At 69.3% G+C, this 26,160-nt stretch carries 17 protein-coding genes; all 17 read left to right on the top strand.

Translation table 11 applies throughout. The features are described from left to right. The first annotated feature begins 64 nt into the window (after nucleotides 1–64). The 17 genes from AC1VNM_RS13450 (at nucleotide 65) to AC1VNM_RS13530 (ending at nucleotide 26,133) form a co-directional block, all read left to right on the top strand. The gene (locus AC1VNM_RS13450) at nucleotides 65–2,761 is read left to right on the top strand and encodes a TonB-dependent receptor (RefSeq protein ID WP_483107251.1); all 2,697 of its coding nucleotides are present in this window, start codon (nucleotides 65–67) and stop codon (nucleotides 2,759–2,761) included. Between the two features lie 82 nt (nucleotides 2,762–2,843). Beyond that, nucleotides 2,844–4,193: an alpha-L-fucosidase gene (locus AC1VNM_RS13455; RefSeq protein ID WP_483107252.1), complete on the top strand. Its 1,350-nt coding sequence runs from the start codon at nucleotides 2,844–2,846 to the stop codon at nucleotides 4,191–4,193. Continuing rightward, nucleotides 4,190–4,891 carry a copper homeostasis protein CutC gene (locus AC1VNM_RS13460; protein ID WP_483107253.1) on the top strand — a complete coding sequence of 234 codons (702 nt, stop codon included), beginning with the start codon at nucleotides 4,190–4,192 and terminating at the stop codon, nucleotides 4,889–4,891. The genes AC1VNM_RS13455 and AC1VNM_RS13460 overlap by 4 nt, the downstream gene beginning before the upstream one ends. Beyond that, nucleotides 4,888–5,964: a sialidase family protein gene (locus AC1VNM_RS13465; RefSeq protein WP_483107254.1), complete on the top strand. Its 1,077-nt coding sequence runs from the start codon at nucleotides 4,888–4,890 to the stop codon at nucleotides 5,962–5,964. The genes AC1VNM_RS13460 and AC1VNM_RS13465 overlap by 4 nt, the downstream gene beginning before the upstream one ends. After that, nucleotides 5,933–8,617 carry a glycoside hydrolase family 3 C-terminal domain-containing protein gene (locus AC1VNM_RS13470; RefSeq protein WP_483107255.1) on the top strand — a complete coding sequence of 895 codons (2,685 nt, stop codon included), beginning with the start codon at nucleotides 5,933–5,935 and terminating at the stop codon, nucleotides 8,615–8,617. Before AC1VNM_RS13465 ends, AC1VNM_RS13470 begins: the two co-directional genes overlap by 32 nt. A gap of 11 nt (nucleotides 8,618–8,628) precedes the next feature. Further along, nucleotides 8,629–10,116, top strand: a complete 1,488-nt coding sequence (locus AC1VNM_RS13475; protein WP_483107256.1) for a glycoside hydrolase family 125 protein — start codon at nucleotides 8,629–8,631, stop codon at nucleotides 10,114–10,116. A gap of 3 nt (nucleotides 10,117–10,119) precedes the next feature. Then, a complete protein-coding gene (locus AC1VNM_RS13480) occupies nucleotides 10,120–12,444 on the top strand; it encodes a GH92 family glycosyl hydrolase (RefSeq protein WP_483107257.1) in 2,325 nt (774 codons plus the stop codon). A gap of 48 nt (nucleotides 12,445–12,492) precedes the next feature. Next, nucleotides 12,493–13,482 carry a LacI family DNA-binding transcriptional regulator gene (locus AC1VNM_RS13485; RefSeq protein WP_377152768.1) on the top strand — a complete coding sequence of 330 codons (990 nt, stop codon included), beginning with the start codon at nucleotides 12,493–12,495 and terminating at the stop codon, nucleotides 13,480–13,482. Between the two features lie 31 nt (nucleotides 13,483–13,513). Further along, nucleotides 13,514–14,743: an AGE family epimerase/isomerase gene (locus tag AC1VNM_RS13490; RefSeq protein WP_483107258.1), complete on the top strand. Its 1,230-nt coding sequence runs from the start codon at nucleotides 13,514–13,516 to the stop codon at nucleotides 14,741–14,743. Further along, complete coding sequence (locus AC1VNM_RS13495; protein WP_483107259.1) at nucleotides 14,736–15,689, top strand: carbohydrate kinase family protein; 954 nt, start codon at nucleotides 14,736–14,738, stop codon at nucleotides 15,687–15,689. Before AC1VNM_RS13490 ends, AC1VNM_RS13495 begins: the two co-directional genes overlap by 8 nt. A gap of 84 nt (nucleotides 15,690–15,773) precedes the next feature. Continuing rightward, nucleotides 15,774–17,033 carry a sugar MFS transporter gene (locus AC1VNM_RS13500; protein ID WP_483107260.1) on the top strand — a complete coding sequence of 420 codons (1,260 nt, stop codon included), beginning with the start codon at nucleotides 15,774–15,776 and terminating at the stop codon, nucleotides 17,031–17,033. Nucleotides 17,034–17,223: 190 nt separating this feature from the next. Continuing rightward, nucleotides 17,224–17,766: a nucleotide exchange factor GrpE gene (grpE, locus tag AC1VNM_RS13505; RefSeq protein ID WP_431104664.1), complete on the top strand. Its 543-nt coding sequence runs from the start codon at nucleotides 17,224–17,226 to the stop codon at nucleotides 17,764–17,766. 174 nt (nucleotides 17,767–17,940) lie between these two features. Continuing rightward, a complete protein-coding gene (gene dnaK, locus AC1VNM_RS13510) occupies nucleotides 17,941–19,920 on the top strand; it encodes a molecular chaperone DnaK (protein WP_377152760.1) in 1,980 nt (659 codons plus the stop codon). A gap of 120 nt (nucleotides 19,921–20,040) precedes the next feature. Then, nucleotides 20,041–21,192: a molecular chaperone DnaJ gene (dnaJ, locus tag AC1VNM_RS13515; RefSeq protein ID WP_377152758.1), complete on the top strand. Its 1,152-nt coding sequence runs from the start codon at nucleotides 20,041–20,043 to the stop codon at nucleotides 21,190–21,192. Between the two features lie 225 nt (nucleotides 21,193–21,417). Continuing rightward, nucleotides 21,418–23,031, top strand: a complete 1,614-nt coding sequence (locus AC1VNM_RS13520) for a response regulator (RefSeq protein WP_377152756.1) — start codon at nucleotides 21,418–21,420, stop codon at nucleotides 23,029–23,031. A 119-nt stretch (nucleotides 23,032–23,150) separates the two neighbouring features. Beyond that, nucleotides 23,151–24,842 carry a phosphoethanolamine transferase gene (locus AC1VNM_RS13525; protein WP_483107261.1) on the top strand — a complete coding sequence of 564 codons (1,692 nt, stop codon included), beginning with the start codon at nucleotides 23,151–23,153 and terminating at the stop codon, nucleotides 24,840–24,842. Nucleotides 24,843–24,924: 82 nt separating this feature from the next. Next, complete coding sequence (locus tag AC1VNM_RS13530) at nucleotides 24,925–26,133, top strand: amidohydrolase family protein (protein ID WP_483107262.1); 1,209 nt, start codon at nucleotides 24,925–24,927, stop codon at nucleotides 26,131–26,133. Nucleotides 26,134–26,160: the final 27 nt, after the last annotated feature.

Consider the following 26,160-nt stretch of genomic DNA (forward strand, 5'->3'; position numbering starts at 1 on the left):
CACCGTGGCCCCATCGACAGTCTTCGCACTGTCCCCCTCCACGCCCCCCTCTAAGAAGATTGCGATGATGAAACCGAATCGACTTCTCCTGAAAACCACCCTCGTGTCCTCGCTCGCGGCCATTTACGGGCCCGCCGCATTTGCACAGGCGGCGCCGCCACCGACGCCGCCGAGTGCCGCAGCGTCCGCGCCCGTGGCCGCACCGGCAGCCGCACCGGCAGCCACCCGCGATACCAAGGCCGAGGCGCTGGAAACGGTCAACGTGACCGGTTATCGCGCCAGCCTGCTGCGCGCGATGAATCTCAAGCGCAACGCCGACTCGATCAAGGATGTGATCAGTGCCGAGGATATCGGCAAGTTCCCCGATACCAACGCGGCCGAATCCCTGGCCCACCTGCCCGGCGTGGCGGTGGACCGTCTGTACGGCGAAGGCGAAAAGGTCAGCATCAACGGGACCGATCCGGCGTTGAACCGGGTGCTGGTCAATGGCCAGACCATTGCCTCGGGGGATTGGGGCGGAAACCCCAGCGACACCAGCGGCCGCACCTTCAACTACACCCTGCTGTCGCCGGAAATCATCGGCGTGATGGAGGTCTACAAGTCGCCCGAAGCCCGCATCGACGAGGGCAGCATCGGTGGCACGGTGATCATTCATACCCGCAAGCCGCTGGATCTGCCGGCCAATACCTTGCGCGGCTCGCTGGGCTACAGCTACAACGACCGTTCCCGGGATGGCAATCCGCGGGCGTCCGCGCTGTACAGCTGGAAAAACGAAGCCAACGACTTTGGTTTCCTGGCTGCGGTGTCGCATGACAAGCAAACCCTTGCGCAAGCCGGCATCGAGTTCTTCGGCTATACCACCGGCAATGGCATCAGCCCGTCGGCGACGATCTCGGGAAGCGGGAATCCCCAGACGGCGCGCATGCCCGTGGCCATCGACAGCGACTTCTTCCAGCAGACGCGTCAGCGCGACAGCTTCCAGGGCGCCTTGCAGTGGAAGCCCAACGACAAGAACGAGTTGAACCTGACCGGCATCTATGTGCACGGCCAATACAACAACTACAGCGAAGCGCGATATGCCTGCCCGGGTTGCGGCGACGTCGACAAGATCACCCAGGCGACCGTCAACAACGGACTGATCACCGCGGCCACCGTCACGGCAGGCGCCGGCAACGGCAACCAGCCCTATGCTGAACTGGATGCGAATTACCGCGAGTCCACGGTCGTCACCAAGAGCCTGAACCTGCGGCACGATTTCAAGGGCGATGACTGGAAACTCGCCAGTCAGGTGGGTTACACGTCAGCCTCCGGCGGCAAATCGCCGGAATACCTGATGAAGTATCTGCTGAAGTCGGGCGGTTATTCCTTCAACTACGGCCCCAAGCAGGCGGGCATCGTCTACGACAACGGCAGCGCGTCCAACTGGGGCCTCCCCGGCGCGCCGGCCGGCTCCGCGCCCGGCGCGCAGATCGACGGCAAATACCAGGCGGGCGGCATTTACTACGCGGAAAGCAGCGACCGCGAGCGCTACGGCCAGATCGACCTGTCCCGGCAGCTGAATTGGGGCCCGATCAATGAAGTGCTGATCGGCACCAAATTCATCAAGCACGACAACGGCGTGTCCGCGCGCGGCAATCGCATCAATACCACGAGCGACATCAGCCTGGACCAGTTCGGCAGTTCGCACGCGCCGTCGGGGCTGTACGACGGCCTGGATGTGAGTGGCGATATCCGGAACTGGCCGACCGCCGACCTGGGGCAGGTCAAGAACTACCTGCTGGGTCAACCGCAGGGACCGTTCACCACGGACTATGGCTCCTCCTTCAGCGTGCGTGAGGACACGACCAATCTCTACACGCAGTTCAATTACGACGTGGGCGGGTGGCGAGGCAACTTTGGTGTCCGTTATGTGCACACCAAGGACGATTCGAACTATTACCTGTCGAACGACGGCGGCAGCACCTATGCGCCGACGACCACCGACACGAGCTACAACAAGTTCCTCCCCAGCTTCAACGCCGCCTATGAGCTGGATTCCACCAAGGTCGTCCGTTTCTCGGTGGCGAAAGTACTGGCGCGTCCGCGGTATTCCGATCTCGCCGGCGCCACCAACCTGGATCTGGTGAGAGGCACCGGCAGCGGCGGCAATCCCAACCTGAAACCCTACGAGTCGACCAACTTCGACGTGGCGGGCGAGTGGTATTTCGCGCCGCAAAGCATGGTCGGCGCCGAGTTCTTCTATCGCGACGTGAGCAATTACGTGGTGAATGTGACGAACGACCGGGTCATCAACGACCGCACCTTCTCGATCAGCTCGCCGGTCAATGCCAGCTCGGCCAAGGTCAAGGGGCTGTCGCTGATGTATCAGCAGAACCTGGGTTATGGCTTCGGTCTGCAGACCAACTACACCTATGCCAAGGCGGATACGGGCGAAGGTCTCAACCTGCCCTACCTGTCGAAGAACACGGTCAACATCATTCCGTATTTCGAGTACGCCGGTTTCGCGGCTCGTCTGGTCTACAGCTGGCGTTCGCAGTACTTCACGCAGATCGGTCGCCTGAATTCCCAGGATTTCACCGACCAGTACAAGCAGTTGGACCTGTCCGCCTCCTACGAGATCACGAAAAAGATCGGGATCAGTTTGAGCGCGACGAATCTGCTGGACCAGACCTATTACCAGTTCAGCGGTACGAAGGATGCGCCCACCGGCTTCTACAAGAACGGACGCACGATCGTGCTGGGCATGAACTTCAAGCTCTGAGCGTGCCACGCTGATCGGCTCGCGAGAGCCGATCAGCCTTGTCTTGCGACATTGGATGGATCTGAGGATGTACCGACCGTTGATGAGGAAGCTGCCTGCGCTGTGCATGGCCCTGGCTGCCCTGCAGCTCACCGCTGCATCGGCCAGCGAATCGTTCACCGACACCACGCCCTCGCCGCAGCAGCTGGCCTGGCAGGATCGCGGATTTGGCGTGCTGGTCCACTTCGGCACCAACACCTTCCTGGACCGTGAGTGGGGCGACGGGCAAGCGGCCCCTGCCGTGTTCAACCCCGACCGCGTGGACCCGGGCCAGTGGGCACGCGCGGCGAAGTCCGCGGGCGCCAACTACCTGGTGCTGGTCGCCAAGCACCACGACGGCTTCGCGCTGTGGCCGACCCATGAGAGCGACTACTCGGTCAAGTCCAGCCCGTGGCTGAACGGCCAGGGCGACCTGGTCCGCATGACCGCCGAGGCCGTGAAGAAGGAAGGCATGGGCATGGGCGTCTACCTCTCGCCCTGGGACCGCCACGAGCCCCGCTACGCCGATGCCAAGGCCTACGACAAGTTCTACGCCGGCCAGTTGACGGAGCTGGCGTCGGGCTACGGCCCCCTGGTCGAATGGTGGCTCGACGGTGCGGGCAGCGGGGGCCACGTCTACGACTTCGAACGCTACGTGGCGACGCTGCGCACCTACCAGCCCAACGCCATGGTGTTTGCCGACACCGCGCTGTTCGAGTACGGCGACATCCGCTGGGTAGGCAACGAGGTCGGCGTGATCGAAGGCGAGAACTGGAACGTCATCGACCGCCACGGCAAGCTGCGCTGGCGGCCCGTGGAAGTGGATACGCCGCTGCACAAGGATTTCTGGTTCTGGAACTCGCGGCCCGAGTTCGCCGCCTCGTTGAAGACGGTCGACGAGCTCCTGCAGAACTATGAAGACAGCGTGGGCCGAGGCGGCCAGCTGGTGCTGGGCCTGGCGCCCGATCGCCGGGGCCTGTTGCCGGACGCGGACGTGAAACGCCTGGCCGAGTTCGGGCAGGCCCTGCAAGCGCGTTATGGGGATGCCGCCAACGTGGCGGCGCGGCACGGCAAGACCGACGCGCGCTCGCAAGCGGCGCTGGACAACGATCCCGACACCTTCTGGACGGCCACGGAGGCCAATCAGGGCGTGCTGGAGGTCGACTTCGGCAAGGCGGTCACCATCGACCGCGCGCTGACCATGGAGCGCCTGGAGGACGGCCAGCATGTGCGCGGCTACGTGATCCAGGCCTGGGACGGGCACCGCTGGACGACCCTGGCCAAGGCCCAGGCGGTGGGCCACATGAAGATCGACAAGTTCGCGCCGGTGAGCACCCGTCGCGTGCGGCTGCGCATCGTCAACAGCGCCGGCACCGCGAGCATCCGCGAATTCAAGCTCTTCGCCGCCCCATGAGCCAAGCGCCGGTCTTGATCGAAGTCATCGCCCTGTCGGCGCAGGACGCGCGCGACGCCGAGGCCGCGGGCGCGGACCGGCTCGAGCTCGTGTCCGACATGGCCCAGGGCGGGCTCACGCCAGCGGCGGACGTGGTGCGCGACGTGGTGAAGCAGTGTCGTCTCCCGGTGATGGTCATGGTGCGGCCTCACGCCCGCTCCTTCTCCTACGACGAGGCCGACAGGCGCCAGATGCGCGAGGCCGTGGCCATGATTCGCGACGCGGGCGCGCACGGCGTGGTGTTTGGCGCGCTGACGCCCGAGGGCGACATCGACCGGGCGTGCCTGGACCAGGTGCTGCGATGGGCCGATGGCCTGCCGCTGACCTTCCATCGCGCCTTCGACGCGGTGCGCGACCCGGTCCGTGCCTTCGGCGCGCTGAGCGCGTACCGGGGGGCGGTGACGCAATTGCTGACGTCGGGCGCGGCGCCGACCGCTGAGCAAGGCGCGGCGCTGCTCGGGCAGCTCGTGAAGCGCTGGCAATTGGGCGAAGGCGTCGAACCGCTGGTGGGCTCGGGCGTGAATGCCGGCAACCTGGCAGCGTTGCATCGCCTCATCGGCGCGCGGCAGTATCACGTGGGCAGCGGCGCCCGCGCCGGCGGCAGCTTCGAGGCGCGCATCGATGCCGGACGTCTGGCCGCGATGCGGGCGGCCCGATGACAGCGGCGGCGGTCTGCACGTCCCGTCGGCGCCTGCTGGGCGCCGCGCTGGCCGGCATGGCGGGGACACGCGCCTGGGGCGCCAGCCCCGTGGTGCGCGGGGAGTTCATCGACACGCAGCAGACCACACCGCAGGTGCATGCCTCCACGCTGGTGGCCTTGCCCGGTGGTGGCCTGCTGGCCGCCTGGTTCGGGGGCACCGCCGAGCGCGCGCCCGACGTGCGCATCTGGTGCTCGCGGCTTGAAGCAGGCACCTGGAGTCCGCCGCGGCCTGTCGCCGATGGGCGCCAGCCCGACGGCACCTGCTGGCCCACCTGGAACCCCGTGCTCTTTCAGGCAGGCGCCGCGCAAGGCGGCCAGCTGCTGCTGTTCTACAAGGTCGGCCCCAGCCCCCAGCGCTGGTGGGGCGAGCTGATCACCTCCGACGACGGAGGCGGCAGTTGGTCGTCGCCGCGACGACTGCCCGAGGGCGTCCTGGGTCCGATCCGCAGCAAGCCCCTCCTGCTGGCGGACGGCACGCTGCTGTGCCCCTCCAGCACTGAGGAAGACGAGCACCACTGGCGCATCCACTTCGAGCGCACCCGGGACCTGGGCCGCAGTTGGCTGGAGAACGCGCCGGTGGCCGACCCTCGCGGGTTCATGCTGATCCAGCCCAGTCTGGTGTTGCGGCCCGACGGCAGCGTGCTGGCCTTTGCGCGCAGCAGGGCCAACCGCATCGCCGTCACGCGCTCACGCGATGGCGGGCGCTCCTGGTCGTTGCCAACCCTGACGTCGCTACCCAATCCCAATGCCGGCATCGAGGCCCTCGGTCTGCGAGGCGGCCAGCTGCTGATGGTCTTCAACCCGCGCGAGCGCGGCCGGGACTGGTGGATCGGCCGGGACCGGCTGGACGTCGCGCTGTCGACCGACGGCGGGCAGCACTGGCGCACCGTGGCGACGCTGGAGGACGAGCCGGGGCAGGAGTTCTCCTACCCCGCGGCGATCCAGGCGCAGGACGGCAGCGTGCATGTCACCTACACCCACAAACGGAGCCAGATTCGGCATGTGCAATTGGATCCGCGTCGCCTCGGCTGAGGCTGCCAAGCGCTCGCCCGCGCTCCGTCGGGCGAAGCCGGCGCAACACCTGACGCTGTGGCTGTGTCTTGCCGCGCTGCTGCACGGGCAGTCGACCCACGCCTCGCCCGCCGCGCCCGCCTCGCCCGCCTATCTCGACACGCGTCTGGGCGACGCCGAGCGCGCCGCCGATCTCGTGCGCCGGCTCAGCCTGCAAGAGAAGATCGCCCAGTTGCAGGATGGCGCGCCCGCCATCGAACGCCTGGGGGTTCCGGCCTACGGATGGTGGAGCGAAGGCCTGCACGGCCTGGCGCGCAACGGCCGTGCCACGGTGTTCCCCCAGGCCATCGGCCTGGCCGCCAGCTGGGACGCCCCGCTGCTGCAGCGCGTGGGGGGCGTGATCGCCGCCGAGGCGCGCGCCAAGACAGCGGTGCCGCCGCCAGGCGCGTCGCGCGATTCGGCCCGCTACGGCGGGCTGACGATCTGGTCGCCCAACATCAACCTGTTCCGCGATCCGCGCTGGGGGCGGGGGCAGGAGACCTACGGCGAAGACCCGGTCCTCACGGCCCGCCTTGGCGTCGCCTTCGTGCGGGGGCTGCAGGGTCCCGACGCGCAGCGCCCGGTGGTGATCGCCACGCCGAAGCACTTCGCCGTGCACAGCGGACCGGAGCGCGATCGCCACCAGTTCAACGTCAACCCCTCGGCCCGCGACCTGGAGGAGAGCTACCTGCCGGCCTTCCGCGCGGCGGTCACGGAAGCGCATGCGGGCTCGATCATGTGCGCCTACAACGCCCTGGATGGCACGCCCGCCTGCGCGAACGCCGGTCTGCTGCAGGACCGCCTGCGCGGGGACTGGGGCTTCGAGGGCTTCGTCGTCACCGATTGCGATGCGGTCGAGGACATGACGCTCTTCCACAAGACCACGCCCGATGACGCCGAGGCGTCGGCCCGGGCGCTGCAGGCCGGCACGGACCTGAACTGCGGCCGCAGCTTTGCCGCGCTGGCCGCTGCCGTGGCCAGCGGCCGCGTCAGCGAGGCGGCGCTGGACCGCTCGCTGCAGCGGCTGTTCGAGGCGCGCTTGCGGCTGGGCCTGTTCTCGCCGACGCGGGCGGCACGGCCCATCCCCTGGGCGGCCAACCGCGCGCTGGCGCTGCGCGCCGCGCGCGAGTCGATGGTCCTGTTGAAGAACAACGGCGTGTTGCCCCTGGCGGCGCACAGCCGCGTGGCCGTCGTCGGTCCCACGGCGGAGTTGCTGGAGGACCTGCACGCCAACTACCACGGGGTGGCGAACCGCCCGATCACGCCGCTGGCCGGGCTGCGCAGCGCCTTGGGGCCTTCACGCGTGCTCGCCGCCCAGGGGTCCGCCCTCGCGGCGGACGTGCCGGTGGCCGTGCCGCAGGCCGCGCTGCGCACGCCCGACGGAAAGCCGGGACTGCGCCGCGAAGTCTTTGCCAATGCGGCATTGGCGGGCAAGCCGGTCGCTGTCAGCACCGATGCCGCGTTGAATCTCGACTTCAACCGGGCCCCGCCCGCGGTCGGTTTGCCGCCGCGCGGCTACTCGGTGCGTTGGCGGGGTCAGTTCGTGCCACCGGCGACCGGCGAGTACCGACTCGGCGTGCGCGTCGAGCGCTGCTTCGATTGCGACGGACATGATCGGGTTCGTCTCTACCTCGATGACCAACTGCTGCAGGACGGCGACACCGACCAGCCCGCCGCCACCGTGAGATTCGAGGATCGCCGCCCGCGGACGCTGCGCGTGGAGTGGCTGCACACCGGCGAAGACCAGGGCCTCGCGCTGCAATGGCAGGCGCCGGCCGACGTGCAGTTGGCCGAGGCCGTGAACGCCGCGCGCAGGGCCGATGTCGTCGTCGCCTTCGTCGGTCTCTCGCCCGATCTCGAAGGCGAGCAGTTGCAGGTGGAGGTGCCCGGCTTCGACGGCGGCGACCGCAGCTCGCTGGACCTGCCATCGGCCCAGGAGCAACTGCTGAAGGCGGTCAAGGCCTCGGGCAAGCCGCTGGTGGTGGTGCTGCAGTCCGGCAGCGCGGTGGCCCTGCGCTGGGCCGCCGAACACGCGGACGCCGCGCTGGCCGCCTGGTATCCCGGCGAGGTCGGCGGACAGGCGATCGCGGACACCTTGCTGGGTCGCAACAACCCGGCGGGCAGGCTGCCGGTCACCTTCTACCGCTCGGCGCAGGACCTGCCGCCCTTCGCCGACTACGGCATGCAGGGGCGCACCTATCGCTACTTCAAGGGCTCGCCGTTGTGGCCCTTCGGCCATGGCCTGAGCTACACCCGATTCGCCTACCAGGCGCCCCGGCTGTCGACCGCGCTGCTGAGTGCGGGACAGACGCTCACGCTCGACGTCGACGTGGCCAATACCGGCGCGCGAGACGGCGACGAGGTGGTGCAGGTCTACCTGGAACGCGAGGCCGCGGAAGCCACGGCGCCCGCTCATGCGCTGGTGGCCTTCCAGCGCGTCCCGCTGAAGACCGGCGAGCGCCGCAGCCTGCGCTTCCAGCTCGATGCCCGGGCGCTCAGCCAGGTCGACGCCGCGGGCGTCCGATCGGTGCAGCCGGGCCGCTACCACCTGGCGATCGGCGGCGGTCAACCCGGCCACGCCGAGGTCGTGCGCGCGAGCTTCGACATCGAAGGTCGGCAGGTGCTGCCGCGATGAGGAGGCCGGACATGTCTCACTCCCCTGCTCGACGCACGATGCTCAAGCTGGGCCTGGCCGGCAGCGTCGGCTGGTCGGGCGCGGGGCAGGCCTTCGCCTCGGCCTCAACGGCCTCAGCGGCCTCAGCAGCCCCTTCGGCCGAACAGTTCACCAGCCGCCGTCCCCCGCCGGACCAGCGCCACTTCGTCAGTCGCGCGGTCGACGCGGCCATCGCGGAGGTTCAGCGTCGCATCGGCGATCCGGAGCTGGCCTGGCTGTTCGCCAACTGCCTGCCCAACACGCTGGACACCACGGTCACGCTGGGCACGGTCGACGGCAAGCCCGATGCCTTCGTCATCACCGGCGACATCGACGCGATGTGGCTGCGCGATTCGTCCGCCCAGGTCTGGCCCTACCTGCCGTTCGCCCGCGAGGACGCCGACCTGCGTCGTCTCATCCGGGGCGTGATCCACCGCCATGCGCGCTGCCTCCTGATCGACCCCTACGCCAACGCCTTCCTGAAGGACCCCTCGGCCCGCACGCAACTCAAGTGGGCCATCGGCGACCTGACGGACATGCGGCCCGGCGTGTCCGAACGGAAGTGGGAACTCGACTCGCTGTGCTGGCCCCTGCGCCTGGCACACGGCTACTGGCGCGCCACCGGCGATGTCGCGCCCTTCGACGCGCAGTGGGCCGAGGCGATGCGCGTGGTCCTGCGCACGATGCGCGAGCAGCAGCGCAAGGCCGGGCCGGGCCCCTACCGGTTCCAGCGCCGGGCGGAGGCGGCCACCGAGACCCTGGTCCTCGATGGCTACGGCGCGCCGACACGGCCGGTCGGCCTGATCCACTCGATGTTCCGCCCGTCGGACGATGCCTGCGTCTACCCGTTCCTGGTGCCGGCCAACCTGTTCGCCGTGGTGTCCTTGCGCCAGCTCGCGGTGATGGCCGACGCGGTGCTGCACGACGCCGCGCTGGCCACGGAGGCCAAGGCGCTGGCCGACGAGACAGCCACGGCGCTGAATCGCCACGCGAGGCTGCGCACCCCGGCCGGCGAGGTCTGGGCCTACGAGGTGGACGGGTTCGGCAACCAGCTCTTCATGGACGATGCGAATGCGCCCAGCCTGCTGAGCCTGCCGTATCTCGGCGTCTGCGCGGTGGACGAGCCGCTGTATCGCCGCACGCGTGCGCGGGCCTGGAGCGTGGACAACCCCTACTTCTTCCGCGGCCGCGTGGCCGAGGGCACGGGCGGCCCGCACGAGGGCCTGCGCATGGTCTGGCCGATGTCCATCACGATGAAGGCCCTGACCGCGCCGGCCACGGCCGCCGGCGCCGCCGAGGTCCGCCACTGCCTGCGCTGGCTCAAGGCCAGTCACGCGGGCACGGGCTTCATGCACGAGGCCTTCGACCAGGACGACGCCGCGCATTTCACCCGCCCCTGGTTCGCCTGGGCCAACGGCCTGTTCGGCGAATTGATCCTCGACCTGGCGCGGCACCGGCCCGCGCTGCTGCAAGCGAACTGACCCATGACCACACGCCGCGACCTGCTCAAGATGGCGATCGCCACCAGCCTGCCCCTGTCGGGCTGCGCCGACCCTGGACGGTGGACCGCGGCGCGACCGGCGCCCGCGGGCGAAGCGGCCGTCCGCCACGTCGACGTCTTCATCGGCACCGGCGGCCACGGTCACACCACGCCGGCGGCGACACGCCCCTTCGGCATGGTGCAGCTCGGTCCCGACACCTACAACGCCGACTGGGACGCCTGCTCGGGCTACCACGACAACGACCGCTCGATCATGGGGTTCTCGCACACCCACCTCAGCGGCACCGGCATCGGCGACCTGCTCGACGTGCTGGTCATGCCCTGCGTGGGCGAGGTGCGGCGACAGCCCGGCCCGCCCGACAACCCCGGGCTGGGTTGGCGCGCCCCGTTCACGCACGAGGACCAGTCCGCCGAACCGGGCTACTACCGGGTCGCCCTGCGGGATCGCGGCGTCACGGTCGAGCTGACCGCCACCGAGCGCGTGGGGCTGCACCGCTACACCTTCGCCCAAGGCTCGCGCAGCCATCTCATGGTGGATCTGCGCCACGGCATGCAGGACCGGCCGGGCGTGCCCACCCGGGTGCCATGGGCCGAGCTCGAGGTGGTCGGCGACGACACGCTCGTGGGCGGGCGCGCGGTCGACCAGTGGGCCCAGGGGCGGCAGGTGTACTTCGCGATGCAGTTCTCGCGGCCCTTCGAGCGCTTCGAGGTGTTCAACGGGGCGGACGCGGACGGCGCCGCGACCCGTGTGTCGCGAGGGACGCAGCTGCTCGCCGCCCTGCACTGGCGCACGGCGGACGGGGAGTGCTTGCTGGTGAAGTGCGGCCTCTCCTTCGTCAGCGCCGAGGGGGCGCTGCGCAACCTGCGCCACGAACTGCCCGGATGGGACTTCGACCAGGTCCGCGCCTCCGCCAGCGCGGCCTGGGAGCGGGAACTCGCGGCGCTGCGGCTGCGGACCTTCGACGAACGGCACGGCCGCATGCTCTACACGGCGCTGTATCACTGCCTGCTCGCGCCGACGCTCTCCAGCGACGTGGACGGCCAATACCGCGGCATGGACCTTCGCGTGCACCGACTGGCGCAGGGCGAGCGCCACTACACGCAGTTCTCGCTGTGGGACACCTACCGCAGCCTGCATCCGCTGCTGACGCTGCTCACGCCCGCGCGCGTCCCCGACCTCGTCAACAGCCTCATCCGCATGGCGGAGCAGAGCGACCAGGGCGTGCCGGTCTGGCCGCTGCAGGGGCGCGAGACCGGCTGCATGATCGGCTACCACTCCGCCGTGGTCCTGGCCGAGGCCCAGGCCAAGGGCTTCGACGGCATCGACTTCCAGCGTGCCTGGCCGCTGTGGCGCCAGCGCGCGATGGACGATGCCTACCGCGGTCTGCCCGAGTACCGCCAACGGGGCTTCATCCCGTCCGACCGCGAGGAAGAGGCCACCAGCAAGACCCTGGAATACGCCTACGACGATTGGGCGCTGGCCCGCTTGGCCCGCGGCGTGGGCGCCAGCGCCGATGCGGCGCTGCTGCAGAAGCGTTCGCTGAACTACCGCAACGTCTTCGACGCCAGGCTGCGCTTCGTGCGGCCACGGCTGGCCGACGGCCGCTGGGCCGAGCCCTTCGATCCGCGTGCGCTCGGTCATTCGACGCGCTGGCACGACTTCACCGAGTCCAACGCCTGGCAGGCCACGTTCTTGAACCAGCACGACGTGGCCGGCTACATGCAGCTGTTCGGCGGCGAGCAGGCCTTCGTTGCCCAACTCGACGCGCTGTTCAGCACGAGTTCCGAGCAGTTGCCCGGCGCGCCGCCGGACATCGCCGGCCTGATCGGCCAGTACGCCCACGGCAACGAGCCGAGCCACCACGTCGCCTATCTGTATGCCTACGCGGGCCAGCCCTGGAAGACCCAGGCCCGCGTGCGCCAGATCATGGACACGCTGTACAGCGACCAGCCCGACGGCCTGTCGGGCAACGAGGACTGCGGGCAGATGTCCGCGTGGCTGGTGCTCAGCGCGCTGGGGCTGTATCCGGTGGATCCGGTCAGCGCGCGTTATGTGTTCGGCAGTCCGCTGGTCGAGCGGGCCACGCTGGCGCTGCCGGGTGGCCGCACGCTGGAGATCGACGCCGTGGGCAACGGGCCCGCGCAGTGCCATGTGAGCGCGGTGACCTGGCGCGGCCAGCCCTACACGCGCAGCTGGATCGACCATGCCAGCCTGATGCAGGGCGGCCGGCTCGTGTTCACGATGGCGGCCTCCCCCAATCCGGACTTCGGCGCAGCGCCGGCATCGCGTCCGCCCGCCGCGCTCTGACCGCGCGGTTAGACGGCCATCCCCGACCCCCGAATCGATGCAAGACCCATGACCCAGGTGACGATCCGAGACATCGCCCATGCGACGGGACTGTCGTCAGGCACCGTGTCGCGAGCGCTCAAGAACCAGGCCGGCATGACGGCGGCCACGCGCGACAAGGTCAACGACGCCGCTCATCGGATGGGCTACGACCTGTCGCGGCTGCGCAAGGTGCGCATCCGGCGCATCGCCTTCCTGCTGCACTGCCAGCACAGGACGCGGGCCTCCAGCCATTTTTTCTCCCCGGTCCTGCACGGTGCCGAGGAAGCCTGCCGGCAGGCGGGCATTGCGCTGTCCTTCAACGTGGTCGGCCCCGCGGCACCGGTGATGGAGCAGATACGGCTGCACCAGCCCGACGCGATCCTGTGCGCCGGCTTCTTCGAGCCCGAAGTCCTCGCGGCGCTCAAGCAGACGGGCAAGCCGATGGTGCTGGTCGACATGCAGCAGCGGGGTTTCACCTCGGTCAATCCGGACAACGCGATGGGGGGCTACCTGGCCACGCGGCACCTGCTGCGCAGCGGCCGGCGACGGATCGCGATGCTGTCGGGCTCGCTGGCCCACTTCAGCATCCAGCAGCGCAATCAAGGCTTCCGTCGCGCCCTGTATGAGTCCGGGACGCTGGCCGACCCCGCCCTCGAGATCATCGTTCCCAACATGGGCGACGGCGACACCGGGGTCGTCGAAGCCATGCGCAGCCTGCTGAGCCTGCCCCAGCCGCCCGATGCCGTGCTTTGCTACAACGACAGCACGGCCCTGGTGGCCATGGCGCATTGCCGCGACCACGGATGGCACGTGCCACGGGACATCGCGGTGGTGGGCTTCGACGACATCAGCGGTGCCGCCACCGCGTTGCCGTCGCTCAGCACGCTGCGCGTGGACAAGGAGGCGCTCGGCGCCGCCGGCGTCGAACTGCTCCTGCGACGCGAGCCCGACAGCCCCGACGAAGCCATCGTCCTGCCGGTCGACCTGATCGTGCGTGACAGCAGTGGCGACGCCTAGCGCGCCTCACCCCACCTCACTCCCTCCCACCATGTCCGACTTCCCCGACTTCCGCTCTCCCGCCGTGCTGCTCGCCCACGCCCGGCACAGCATGAGCTTCTACCACCCCCGCTGCATCGATCCGAGCGGCGGCATGTACCACTTCTTCAAGGACGACGGCACCGTCTACGACGCCCACCAGCGCCACCTGGTCAGCAGCACGCGCTTCGTCTTCACCTACGCGATGGCTTACCGCCACTCCGGCGATCCGGCTCATCGCGACGGGCTCAGGCACGCGGTGCGCTTCCTGCGCGAGGCGCATCTCGACACCTCGCAGGGCGGCTACCACTGGTTGCTGAACTGGCGCGAGGGACAGCGCGAGGTCCTCGACGGCACCCGGCACGCCTACGGTCACGCCTTCGTGCTGCTGGCCTATGCCCATGCCCTGATGGCAGGACTGGGCGAAGCCCGGCCCTGGCTGACCGAGACCTTCGACCTGATGGAGCGCCGGTTCTGGGATGACGCGTCCGGTCTCTATGCGGACGAGGCCAGCCCCGACTGGCAGTCGCTGTCGAGCTACCGCGGACAGAACGCCAACATGCATGCCTGCGAGGCCATGCTGGCCGCCTACGACGCGACCGGCGAGCACCGCTACCTCGAGCGGGCCCGCCTGCTGGCCTACAACGTCACCCAGCGGCAGGCCCAACGCTGTGGCGGTCTCATCTGGGAGCACTACGACGCGCAATGGCAGCCGGACTGGCGCTACAACATCGACGATCCGGCCCATCTGTTCCGGCCCTGGGGCTACCAACCCGGCCACTTCACCGAATGGGCCAAGCTGCTGGTGCAGCTGGAAACGCGCGGCGGTGTCCTGGGTGCCGATCTGAGCTGGGCGCTGCCCACCGCCGAGCGGCTGTTCAAGGTCGCGGTGGACAAGGGCTGGGACGTCGCGCATGGCGGCCTGCAGTACTCGCTCGCGCCGGACCTGAGCGTGTGCGACGCGGACAAGTACTTCTGGGTGCAGGCGGAGAGCGCCGCCGCGGCGGCACTGCTCGCGGTCCGCGCGGCCGACGCCGCCTTCTACTGGGACTGGTACGAGCGCCTGTGGGCCTACAGCTGGACGCATTTCGTCGACCATGAGCACGGCGCCTGGTACCGCATCCTGGACCCGCGGAACCGCAAGCTCAGCGACGAGAAGAGCCCCGCCGGCAAGGTGGACTACCACACCATGGGGGCCTGCTACGACATCGTCGGCGCGCTCGGAAAGGCCCCTCATGCATGACGCGCCGCTGATGCTCTGCGCGGGCGAGGCACTGACCGACCTCCTCCATCAGGGCCAGGACCACTGGGTCAGCCGCGTGGGCGGGTCCGTCTGGAATGTCGCGCGGGCGCTGGCGGCGCTGGGCGAGCCCACCGCCTTCGCCGGGTCCGTCAGCCGGGATCGCTTCGGCGACGCCCTGTGGGCCGCCAGCGAGCGGGCTGGCCTCGATCTGAGGCTGATGCAGCGCGTCGATCGCCCGCCGTTGCTGGCCGTCGTCGAACAGGGGGAGCCGCCCTCCTACTTCTTCATCGGCAACGACAGCGCCGACCTGCACTTCGACGAACAGGCCCTGCCGGCCGGCTGGTCCGGTGCGCTGCGCTGGGCGCATTTCGGGGGCATCAGCCTGGCGCGCCAGCCGCTCGGCGACCGGCTGGTGGCGATGGCCGCGCAGCTCAAGCAGCAGGGGGTGGCCATCAGCTACGACCCGAACTACCGCCACCTGATGGACGCCAGCTACACGCCCACGCTGCGGCGCATGGCGGCGCTGGCCGATCTGATCAAGGTCTCCGACGACGACCTGCGGGGCCTGTTCCCCGGCGCCGGCGTCGACGAGGCGCTGCGCGAGCTGCGCGCGATGAACCCCTCGGCGCTGTGCCTGCTGACACGCGGCGGCGCGGGGGCGAGCCTGCTCCGTGATGACGTCCGCTGCGATGCCCTGGCGCCCCGGGTCGACGTGGTCGACACCGTGGGCGCGGGAGACGCCAGCGTGGCCGGTCTGCTGCATAGCCTCACCCGCCACGCCGACCGCGACCTGCTCGCGCATCTGCATGCGGCGCTGGCTGCCGGCTCCGCGGCCTGCCTGCAGTCGGGCGCCACACCGCCGGGCAGACAGGCGATCGATCGCCTGTTCGATCAGTTGCAAGGCAGCGGGACGCCGAGCGTCCAGGGCCGCGGCGCCATGGACTGAACAACGGGCGCGCCCCTGCGCCGGACGAACGCCGCGCGCGACGGACGGCACGCGTCAGTGACGATCAAAACAACTGGAGACGACATGGCACAGACTTCCCCTCACCTCCCCCTCGGCGCTCAACGGGCGGGCGCGGGAACTCCGCGACACGACGGCAGCAATACCGGCCCGCTGGTCGTCGTCACCCTCCTGTTCTTCATGTGGGGACTGATCACCTCGCTGAACGACATCCTCATCCCGCACCTCAAGGCGATCTACACCCTCAGCTACGTCCAGGCGATGATGGTGCAGTTCTGCTTCTTCGGCGCCTACTTCATCGTCTCGCTGCCCGCGGGGGCCTTGATCCGGCGCCTCGGGTACCAGAAGGGGGCGGTGGCGGGCCTGCTGATCGCCGCCGTCGGCTGTGCGCTGTTCTATCCCGCGTCCTTCGGCGGCTATGGCCTGTTCCTGCTGGCTTTCTTCGTGCTGGCTTCGGGCATCACCGTGCTGCAGGTCGCCGCCAATCCGTATGTGACCGTGCTCGGACCGGCGCGCACCGCCTCCAGCCGCCTCACGCTCACGCAGGCCTTCAACTCCTTGGGGACCACCATCGGCCCGGCCGTCGGCGGCCTGCTGATCCTGTCCGTGGCGGGCTCCGCGGCCGCGGCGGCCTCGACCGTGCGGGGGCCCTATCTCTCGCTCGCCGCGGTGCTCGCGGTCCTGGCCCTGCTCTTCCTGGCCGCCAGGCTGCCGCGGATCGACGATGGCGAGGACGTCGCCCTGCCCGGCGAAGGCCATGGCTCGGCCTGGGCGCACCGCCATCTGGTGCTCGGCGCCATCGGCATCTTCCTGTACGTGGGCGCGGAAGTCAGTGTCGGCAGCTTCCTCATCAACTTCCTGGGCGAACCGAGCATCGCGGGCCTGTCGCCGGCCGACGCCGCGCGCTACGTGAGCATGTACTGGGCCGGCGCCATGGTGGGCCGCTTCATCGGCTTCGTCGTGATGCGCGCCGTCAGCCCTGGCAAGACGCTGGCCTTCAACGCCCTGCTGGCGATCGCCCTGGTGCTGACGGCGACCTTCGGACACGGACCGGTCGCGATGTGGGCCATCCTGGCGGTCGGGCTGTGCAACTCGATCATGTTCCCGACGATCTTCAGCATGGCCCTCCACGGCCTGGGCAGACACACGGGCCAGGGCTCGGGCATCCTGTGCATGGCCATTGTCGGCGGCGCCATCGTCCCCTTCGCGCAGGGCGTGCTGGCCGATGGCTGGGGCGTCCAGTGGTCCTTCCTGCTGCCGGCGGCGTGTTACGCGTTCATCCTCTACTTCGGCGCCAGGTACGCCTCGATGTACGTGAAACCCTAGTCTCGTGGTCCCCGCGGCCCCCCGGGTAGCAGGCCCGGGGTTTGCCCGCGCACGGATGCCAAAATCCCCCTCTTGAAGTTCCGGCCATGGGCCTCAGATGCGGCGGGTCGCCCGACGCAGGCTGGCCGTCCAGAGGCCGGCCGCGCCTTCGCAGAGAGGCCCGGGCATCCCGCATTGGGGCATTCCAACCATGACGACTGACAACCAACATCCCGATCCGACGCTGGACGAACTGACCCAGCAAGCTGCTGCCGCCGCCGCCGCCGCGGTGCCTGAAACGCTGGAGGCCAGGCTGGCCGACACCGAGCGCCGCCTGGCCGAGATGTCCGACGCCTACCTGCGCGCCAAGGCCGAGGTCGAGAACACCCGCCGCCGCGGCGAGGACGACACGACCAAGGCCCGCAAGTTCGCCGTCGAGGGCTTCGCCGAGGCGATGCTGCCGGTGCTGGACAGCCTCTCGGCCGCCATCGCCCTGCCCGACGCCAGCGTCGAGCAGGTCCTCCAGGGCGTCCATGCCACGTTGCGCCAGCTGCAGTCCGCGCTGGAGCGCAACAAGGTGGTCGAGATCAACCCGGCCGCCGGCACGAAATTCGACCCGCACCAGCACCAGGCCATTTCCGTGGTGCCCGCCGAGCAGGACCCGAACACCGTCGTGACCGTGCTGCAGAAGGGTTTCCTGATCGCCGACCGCGTGCTGCGTCCGGCGCTGGTCACCGTGACCGCGCCCAAATAAACGCACCGATCTCGCACAAAAAGGTGACCGGGCCCTTGAACCCCGGCAAGTTATCCACAGATCAGAAGCATCCCGGAACGTTGTTTCAGCCGCTCATCCTATGAGCCGCACAGGGACCGCCTGAAAGGCCTCCCCGCTGACCGTTCCCCCCGTTTTCAAATTCAGGAGCACCACATGGCTAAGAAGAAGATCATCGGCATCGACCTGGGCACGACCAACTCGTGCGTCGCGGTCATGGAAGGCAACACCACCCGCGTCATCGAGAACGCGGAAGGCGCCCGCACCACCCCGTCGATCATTGCGTACCAGGAAGACGGCGAAGTGCTGGTCGGCGCCTCGGCCAAGCGCCAGGCCGTGACCAACCCGCGCAACACGCTGTACGCGGTGAAGCGCCTGATCGGCCGCAAGTTCCAGGAAAAGGAAGTCCAGAAGGACATCGACCTGATGCCCTACACCATCGCCGCCGCCGACAACGGCGACGCGTGGGTGGAAGTGCGCGGCAAGAAGCTGGCCCCGCCGCAGGTCTCCGCTGAAGTCCTGCGCAAGATGAAGAAGACGGCCGAGGACTACCTCGGCGAGGAAGTGACCGAGGCCGTCATCACGGTGCCGGCCTACTTCAACGACGCGCAGCGCCAGGCGACCAAGGACGCCGGCCGCATCGCCGGCCTGGACGTCAAGCGCATCATCAACGAGCCCACCGCCGCGGCCCTGGCCTTCGGCCTGGACAAGCACGGCGCGGGTGACCGCAAGATCGCGGTCTTCGACCTGGGCGGCGGCACCTTCGACATCTCGATCATCGAGATCGCGGACGTGGACGGCGAGAAGCAGTTCGAAGTGCTGTCGACCAACGGCGACACCTTCCTGGGCGGCGAGGACTTCGACCAGCGCATCATCGACTACATCATCGGCGAGTTCAAAAAGGAACAGGGCGTCGACCTGACCAAGGACGTGCTGGCCCTGCAGCGCCTGAAGGAAGCGGCCGAGAAGGCCAAGATCGAGCTGTCCAACTCGTCGCAGACCGACGTCAACCTGCCGTACATCACGGCCGACGCCACCGGTCCGAAGCACCTGAACATCAAGCTGACCCGCGCCAAGCTGGAATCGCTGGTGGACGAGCTGATCGAGCGCACGATCGCCCCCTGCCGCACCGCGATCAAGGACGCCGGCGTGTCGGTGGGCGAGATCGACGACGTGATCCTGGTCGGCGGCATGTCGCGCATGCCCAAGGTGCAGGAGAAGGTCAAGGAGTTCTTCGGCAAGGACCCGCGCAAGGACGTGAACCCCGATGAGGCCGTGGCCGTCGGCGCCGCGATCCAGGGCCAGGTCCTGGGCGGCGAACGCACCGACGTGCTGCTGCTGGACGTCACCCCGCTGAGCCTGGGCATCGAGACCCTGGGCGGCGTGATGACGAAGATGATCAAGAAGAACACGACCATCCCGACCAAGTTCAGCCAGACCTTCTCGACCGCCGAGGACAGCCAGCCCGCCGTGACCATCAAGGTCTACCAGGGCGAGCGCGAACTGGCCCAGGCCAACAAGAGCCTGGGCGAGTTCAACCTCGAAGGCATCCCGCCGGCGCCGCGCGGCCTGCCGCAGATCGAGGTCAGCTTCGACATCGACGCCAACGGCATCCTGCACGTCGGCGCCAAGGACAAGGGCACCGGCAAGGAAAACAAGATCACCATCAAGGCGAACTCCGGCCTGTCCGAGGCCGAGATCGAGAAGATGGTCAAGGACGCCGAGGCCAACGCGACCGAGGACAAGAAGAAGGTCGAGCTGGTCCAGGCCAAGAACCAGGCCGACGGCCTGATCCACTCGGTGCAGAAGTCGCTGACCGAGCACGGCGACAAGCTGGAAGCCGGCGAGAAGGAAAAGATCGAGGCATCGATCAAGGACCTGGAAGAAGCCATCAAGGGCGAGGACAAGGCCGACATCGACGCCAAGACCGAAGCGCTCATGACCGCCAGCCAGAAGCTGGGCGAGAAGGTGTACGCCGAAGCGCAGGCCGCCCAGGCGGCGGCCGGCGCGGCGGGTGGCGCCGCCGGCGCGACCGGAGCCGAGCACGCGGAAGCGGCGGGTGCGCAGGCCTCGGCCAAGCCGGCCGACGACAACGTCGTCGACGCCGAGTTCAAGGAAGTCAAGGACTCGAAGTAAGCGTCGTGCATGCCGACCCTCACGTCGGCATCGCGCACGGCAATCGCTGTCGATTGACAGCCGCCGCGCGAGGCCGCCAGCCTCGCGCGGCGTTTTGGTTTGAGGCCCGCAGGAAGATCCATGGCAAAGCGTGACTATTACGAAGTCCTGGGCGTCGCGAAGAACGCCAGCGAAGAGGACATCAAGAAGGCGTATCGCAAGCTCGCGATGAAGTACCACCCTGACCGCAATCAGGGCGACGGTGCCAAGGAAGCCGAGGACAAGTTCAAGGAGACCAAGGAAGCCTACGAGATGCTCTCGGACGGCCAGAAGCGGGCCGCCTACGACCAGTACGGCCACGCGGGCGTGGATCCGAACCAGGGCTTCCGCGGCGGCCAGGGCGGGGAAGGCTTCGGCGGCTTCGCGGAGGCCTTCGGCGACATCTTCGGCGACCTCTTCGGCCAGCAGGGCGGCGGCGGTGGCCGGCGCCAGGGCGGCGGCCAGCAGGTCTACCGCGGCAGCGACCTGAGCTACGCGATGGAGATCACGCTGGAGGAAGCCGCGCGCGGCAAGGAGACGCAGATCCGCATCCCGTCGTGGGAAGGCTGCGAGACCTGCCACGGCAGCGGCGCAAAACCCGGCACCAGCGCCAAGACCTGCGGCTCCTGCGGCGGCAGCGGCACGGTGCACATGCGCCAGGGCTTCTTCAGCATCCAGCAGACCTGTCCGCACTGCCACGGCACCGGCAAGATCATTCCGGAGCCCTGCACGACCTGCAACGGCGCCGGCAAGATCAAGAAGACCAAGACGCTGGAAGTCAAGATCCCGGCCGGCATCAACGAAGGCATGCGCATCCGCTCGGCCGGCAACGGCGAGCCGGGCGTCAACGGCGGCCCGTCGGGCGATCTCTACATCGAGATCCGCATCAAGCAGCACGACATCTTCGAGCGCGACGGCGACGACCTGCACTGCACGATGCCGGTGTCGATCACGACCTCGGCGCTGGGCGGCACGATCGAGGTGCCGACGCTGGGCGGCAAGGCCGAGATCGAGCTGCCCGAGGGCACCCAGCACGGCAAGACCTTCCGGCTGCGCGGCAAGGGCATCAAGGGCGTGCGCTCGAGTTATCCGGGCGACCTGTACTGCCACATCAGCATCGAGACGCCGGTGAAGCTGACCGAGCACCAGCGCAAGCTGCTGAAGGAACTCGACAAGAGCCTGCGCGACGGTGGCGAGCGTCACTCGCCCAACGCGAAGAGCTGGACCGACCGGGTCAAGGATCTCTTCAAGTAAGTCGCCAACAGCGACACGCAAACCCTCGCCACGATTCACGAATCAGGCCGGTCCACCCACGCAAACCCGGGGGACCGGCGCCAGTCGCCGGGCAGACAATCGGTCCGTGGTTGACGACATTCGCACAAATCGTTGGGGTGCTGCCGGCCCGCTCTCTTCGGAGGCGGGCTTTTTCACATGGGCGCCCGCCCGGCACGGGTGGCGCGGCGCCGCGGGGCGGCGGCCATGACGCTCGCCAGCCCGCTGGGCAAGACGCAGGCGCTGGTCATCGACGGCAACGCGAACTCGCGCAGCCTGATGACGGCGCAGTTGCGCGAGCTCGGCGTCGGCCACGTGCGCCAGGCCACCCGCGTGCGCGACGCCCGCGTGATCCTGGAGACGCAGCCCTACGACATCGTCCTGTGCGACTACTACTTCGACGGCTCCGAGCTGTCCGGCCAGGACCTGCTCGACGAACTGCGGCGCGAGCAGCTGCTGCCCTACTCCACCGTCTTCGTGATGGTCACGGGCGAGGCTTCGTACGCGAAGGTCGCCGAGGCCGCCGAGGCGGCGCTGGACGCCTACCTCGTCAAGCCCTACACGAGCGCCGCGCTGGCCGACCGGCTGGCCAACGCGCGGCATCGCAAGCTGGAGCTGAAGGGCATCTTCGACGCCATCGACGCGCGGGACTTCAACCGCGCTGCGGACCTCTGCCTGGAGCGCTTCCAGCGCAAGGCGACCTACTGGCTGTACGCCGCCCGCATCGGCGCCGAACTGCTGCTGCGCCTGGAGCGCCACACCGAGGCGCGTGAACTCTACGAGGCCATCATCGCCGCGCGCACCGTGCCCTGGGCGCGGCTGGGGGTGGCGCGCACCGAGGTCGCCAGCGGCAACCTCAGCGCCGCGCGCCGCACGCTGGAGACGCTGATCGGCGACATGCCCGACCAGGCCGACAGCTACGACCTGATGGGCCGGGTGCAGATGGAACAGGGCGAGATCGACGCCGCGCTCGCGACCTACCGCACCGCCGCGACGCTGACGCCGGGCTGCCTGCTGCGGCAGCAGCACTGCGGCACGCTGGCCTTCTATGCGGGGCAGCGCGACGAGGCGCTCAAGATGCTCGAGCGCAGCGTGGCGCAGGGGCTGCGCTCCAAGCTGTTCGATGCGCACAGCCTGGCCCTGATCGCGCTGATGCGTTTCGATGCGAAGGACGGCAAGGGACTGAAGTACGCGATGGACGCGCTGACGCAAGGCATGGACCGCGCACCGCGCGACCAGCGCCTGCAGGGCTTCGACGTGCTGATGCAGGGCCTGCGGCTGCTGATGGAACGCAAGCTGGCCGACGCCCTGCTCCTCGCGCGCCGGTTCGCGCGACGCGCCGCCGACGAGGACTTCGACCTCGAGGCCGCCAGCCTGCTGGTCGCGCTGTGGGTGCGCATGGCGCGGCAGGACATCGAGCTCAGCGAGATGGAGACGCTCATGAGCCAGCTCGGCCTGCGCTTCTGCAGTTCGAAGTCGGCGACCGAGGTGATGATCAGCATGGCCGAAGGCCACGAACCCAGCACGCAGCTGCTGCGCGACGCGAATGCGCGGGTGTTCGCGATCTCCGAGACGGCCATGCGCCATGCGATGCGTGGCGACGCGCAGACCGGCGTGCAGCTGCTGGTCGAGCAAGGGACGCTGACGCTGAACGCCAAGCTGATCGACATGGCCGCGCTGGTGCTCAAGCGCTACCGGGACCGGATGAGCGATCCGGGGGCGCTGGAGCCGCGGATCGAGGACCTGCAGCGCCGGTATGTGCAGACCGGCGGCCATGGGCTGAAGGCAGCCCGAGGCGGCGGCATGGCCTTGAGAGGATGAAGGGGGCTCCCGGGGCTAAGCTGCGGCGAAGCTCGAGCATGCGCCAAGGGGGCTTCAGGGGAGCTTCAGGTACGACAACTACAAGGGCCGGTTTCTTTTTGCCGGCCTGACACAACACGATGCCGTTTTCCGATTCTTCGACCTCGCAGGCTCGCGAGGCCGGCACCGCGCGCGCTCGTTCGCCGCTGGTCTTGACGTGGCTGACCGCACTGTGGGTCGGCGTGCTCGGCAACTGGCCGCTGTGGCAGCGGATGTGGGGCATGCCGGACTACGCCGGCGCCTCGGGCAAGCTGTTCGTCATCGTCTTCGCCGGCATCGTGATCATGGTGCTGGCCGCCGCCTTCAGCCTGCTGGCCTGGCGCGTGGCGGTGAAGCCGCTGCTGACGCTGATGCTGCTGATGACGGCGCCGCTGGCCTACTTCATCGGCAGCTACGGCGTGATCATCGACAGCACGATGATCACCAACGCGCTGCAGACCGACGTGCGCGAGACGCGCGACCTGATCGGCTGGGGACTGGCGGCGCATGTCGCGGTGATCGCGCTGATCCCCTTGGTCTGGATCTGGCGGCAGCGCCTGAGCGACACGCGCTGGTTCAAGCGGCTGGGATGGAACCTGGCGAGCGTGGCCCTGGCGCTGGCGCTCGGTGTCGGCCTGGCGGCGACGCGGACGGCCGACCTGGCCTCCACGCTGCGCAACAACAAGACGCTGACCAAGATGGTCAGCCCGATCAACGCGATCTGGGCCAGCGCCGCGTTGGCCGCGCAGAAGCAGAAGAAGCCCCGGGGACCGCTCGAGGTCGTCGCCGCCGATGCCAGGCTCACGCCGCGTGCCGCGGGCGCGCGGCCGCCGCTGGTCCTGCTGGTGGTGGGCGAGACGGCGCGCTCCGACAACTTCCAGCTCAACGGCTACGACCGGCCGACCAATCCGGAGCTGTCGACGAAGCCGGTGCTGAGCTACCGCGAGGTCGCCTCCTGCGGCACGTCGACGGCGGCGTCGCTGCCGTGCATGTTCTCGCAGTTGGGCCGCGAGGTGTATGTCGACCATCCCGGCAACCAGCAGACGCTGCTGGACGTGCTGCAGCGCGCCGGGCTGGCGGTGCTGTGGCTGGACAACCAGGCGGGCTGCAAAGGCATCTGCGACCGCGTGCCGAATGCGCAGGCCATCAATCCCGCCCGGCCCGATCACCCGATTCCCGCGGGCCTGTGCCGCGCGGACGGCGAGTGTCTCGACGAGGTGATGCTGCACGACCTGGACGCGCGCATCGCCGCGCTGGATCCGCAGCGCGTCGCGCGCGGCGTCGTGCTGGTGCTGCATCAGATGGGCAGCCACGGCCCGGCCTACTACCTGCGCACGCCCGACGACCGCAAGCCTTTCCAGCCCGAGTGCCGCAGCAACGCGCTGCAGCAGTGCGAGCTGGACCAGGTCCGTCGCGCCTACGACAACACGATCGCCTACACCGACCACGTGCTGGCGAAGGCGATCGACTGGCTGGGCACGCAGGAGCAGCGTTTCGACCCGAGCCTGCTCTACGTGTCGGACCACGGCGAGTCGCTGGGCGAGAACAACCTGTTCCTGCACGGCATGCCTTACGCGCTGGCGCCCAAGCAGCAGAAGCACGTGCCGCTGATCCTGTGGCTGCCGGAACAGACGCGGCAGTCGCAGAAGCTGGACAGCGCCTGCCTGACGCAGCGTCGCGACACGCCGATGTCGCACGACGGGCTGTATCACACGGTGCTGAGCCTCAGCGGCGTGGAGACCTCGGTCTACCGCAAGGATTGGGACTGGGTGGGCGCCTGCCGGCGGCCGTGACGTCCTGACCCCAGGGGGTGGCCGCAACCTTTGCGGCCCGGATCGGTACCCATGACATCGACCCGCCCGCACGCCCCCGTCCATGAGCCCCTGCGCCGCCGCCGCGACGCCCTCCGCCCCTCCTCCGCCGCTGGTGCTGCATGACGGCGGCCCGCGGCCGCCCTTGCGACTGGCTGGCGGGCTCGTCGTCGCGCCCGGCTCGCCGGGTCCGGCCGGTCCGGACATCGCGCTGCGCGGCGACCGCCTGCTGCCCGGGCTCATCAACGCGCACGAGCATCTGCACCGCAACTCGCTGCCGCGGCTGCAGTACCGCGCGCGCCACCGCAACATCGCGGACTGGATCGCCGACCTCACCCCGCGGCGCGCGACCGATCCGGTCCTGCTCGCCGACGCCGCCCGCCCGCGCGAGCAGCGCCTGTGGCACGGCGCGATCAAGAACCTGCTCAGCGGCGTCACCACCGTCGCCCACCACGATCCCCTCGATCCTGCGCTGTGCGCCGCGGACTTCCCCGTCCGCGTCCTGGTCCACCCGGCCTGGCGCAACGCCCTGGGCCTGGATGGGGAGGAGGCGCTGCGGCGCTCGCACCGGGACACGCCGTCCGGCGTGCCGTGGATGGTCCACGCAGCCGAGGGGATCGATGCCGCCGCCGGGGCCGAGTTCAACACGCTCGAGCGGCTGAGTTGCATCACGCCGAACGCGCGCCTGGTCCACGGCGTCGGCCTGAGCGCGCCACAGCGCGACCGGCTGATCGCGCGCGGCGCGGCGCTGATCTGGTGTCCCGGCTCCAACCTGCACCTGTTCGGTCGTACCGCCGAGGTCGGCGTGCTGCTCGCGCACGGGCGCGTCGCGCTGGGCAGCGATTCGCGCGCGAGCGGACGGCGCGATCTGCTGGAGGAGCTCGCGCTGGCCCGTGAACTCCAGGGCCTGAGCGAGAGCGAGGCGCAGGCGCTCGTGACGACGCGCGCCGCGGAGCTGCTCGCCCTGCCCGACCGCGGCCACCTCGCCGCCGGCGCGCGCGCCGACCTGCTGGCGCTGCCCGCCGGCCTGCCGCTGTCACGGGCCGCACGCGCGGACCTGCGGCTGGTGATGGTGGGCGGCGAGCTGCTGCTCGCGGACCCGGACGTCGCCGAAGCCTTCGGCGCGACGGCGGCCGACCTGCTCCCGGTCCGCGTCGACGGTCGGCCGAAGCGCCTCGCGCGGCGGCTGGTGCGGCGACTGCGCGCGCTCGGCGTCGAGGAACCCGGGCTCGAACTGACGGGCTCCGGGCTGTCCGGCGAGGCCGCCGCATGATCACCGCATGATCACCGCATGAGTGCC

This window comes from Mitsuaria sp. MSU3D (assembly GCF_056867975.1).

Coding starts and splice junctions, on each gene's coding strand:
- AC1VNM_RS13450 (WP_483107251.1), top strand. CDS start 65: ATGATGAAACCGAATCGACTTCTCCTGAAAACCACCCTCGTGTCCTCG.
- AC1VNM_RS13455 (WP_483107252.1), top strand. CDS start 2,844: ATGAGGAAGCTGCCTGCGCTGTGCATGGCCCTGGCTGCCCTGCAGCTC.
- AC1VNM_RS13460 (WP_483107253.1), top strand. CDS start 4,190: ATGAGCCAAGCGCCGGTCTTGATCGAAGTCATCGCCCTGTCGGCGCAG.
- AC1VNM_RS13465 (WP_483107254.1), top strand. CDS start 4,888: ATGACAGCGGCGGCGGTCTGCACGTCCCGTCGGCGCCTGCTGGGCGCC.
- AC1VNM_RS13470 (WP_483107255.1), top strand. CDS start 5,933: ATGTGCAATTGGATCCGCGTCGCCTCGGCTGAGGCTGCCAAGCGCTCG.
- AC1VNM_RS13475 (WP_483107256.1), top strand. CDS start 8,629: ATGTCTCACTCCCCTGCTCGACGCACGATGCTCAAGCTGGGCCTGGCC.
- AC1VNM_RS13480 (WP_483107257.1), top strand. CDS start 10,120: ATGACCACACGCCGCGACCTGCTCAAGATGGCGATCGCCACCAGCCTG.
- AC1VNM_RS13485 (WP_377152768.1), top strand. CDS start 12,493: ATGACCCAGGTGACGATCCGAGACATCGCCCATGCGACGGGACTGTCG.
- AC1VNM_RS13490 (WP_483107258.1), top strand. CDS start 13,514: ATGTCCGACTTCCCCGACTTCCGCTCTCCCGCCGTGCTGCTCGCCCAC.
- AC1VNM_RS13495 (WP_483107259.1), top strand. CDS start 14,736: ATGCATGACGCGCCGCTGATGCTCTGCGCGGGCGAGGCACTGACCGAC.
- AC1VNM_RS13500 (WP_483107260.1), top strand. CDS start 15,774: ATGGCACAGACTTCCCCTCACCTCCCCCTCGGCGCTCAACGGGCGGGC.
- grpE (WP_431104664.1), top strand. CDS start 17,224: ATGACGACTGACAACCAACATCCCGATCCGACGCTGGACGAACTGACC.
- dnaK (WP_377152760.1), top strand. CDS start 17,941: ATGGCTAAGAAGAAGATCATCGGCATCGACCTGGGCACGACCAACTCG.
- dnaJ (WP_377152758.1), top strand. CDS start 20,041: ATGGCAAAGCGTGACTATTACGAAGTCCTGGGCGTCGCGAAGAACGCC.
- AC1VNM_RS13520 (WP_377152756.1), top strand. CDS start 21,418: ATGACGCTCGCCAGCCCGCTGGGCAAGACGCAGGCGCTGGTCATCGAC.
- AC1VNM_RS13525 (WP_483107261.1), top strand. CDS start 23,151: ATGCCGTTTTCCGATTCTTCGACCTCGCAGGCTCGCGAGGCCGGCACC.
- AC1VNM_RS13530 (WP_483107262.1), top strand. CDS start 24,925: ATGAGCCCCTGCGCCGCCGCCGCGACGCCCTCCGCCCCTCCTCCGCCG.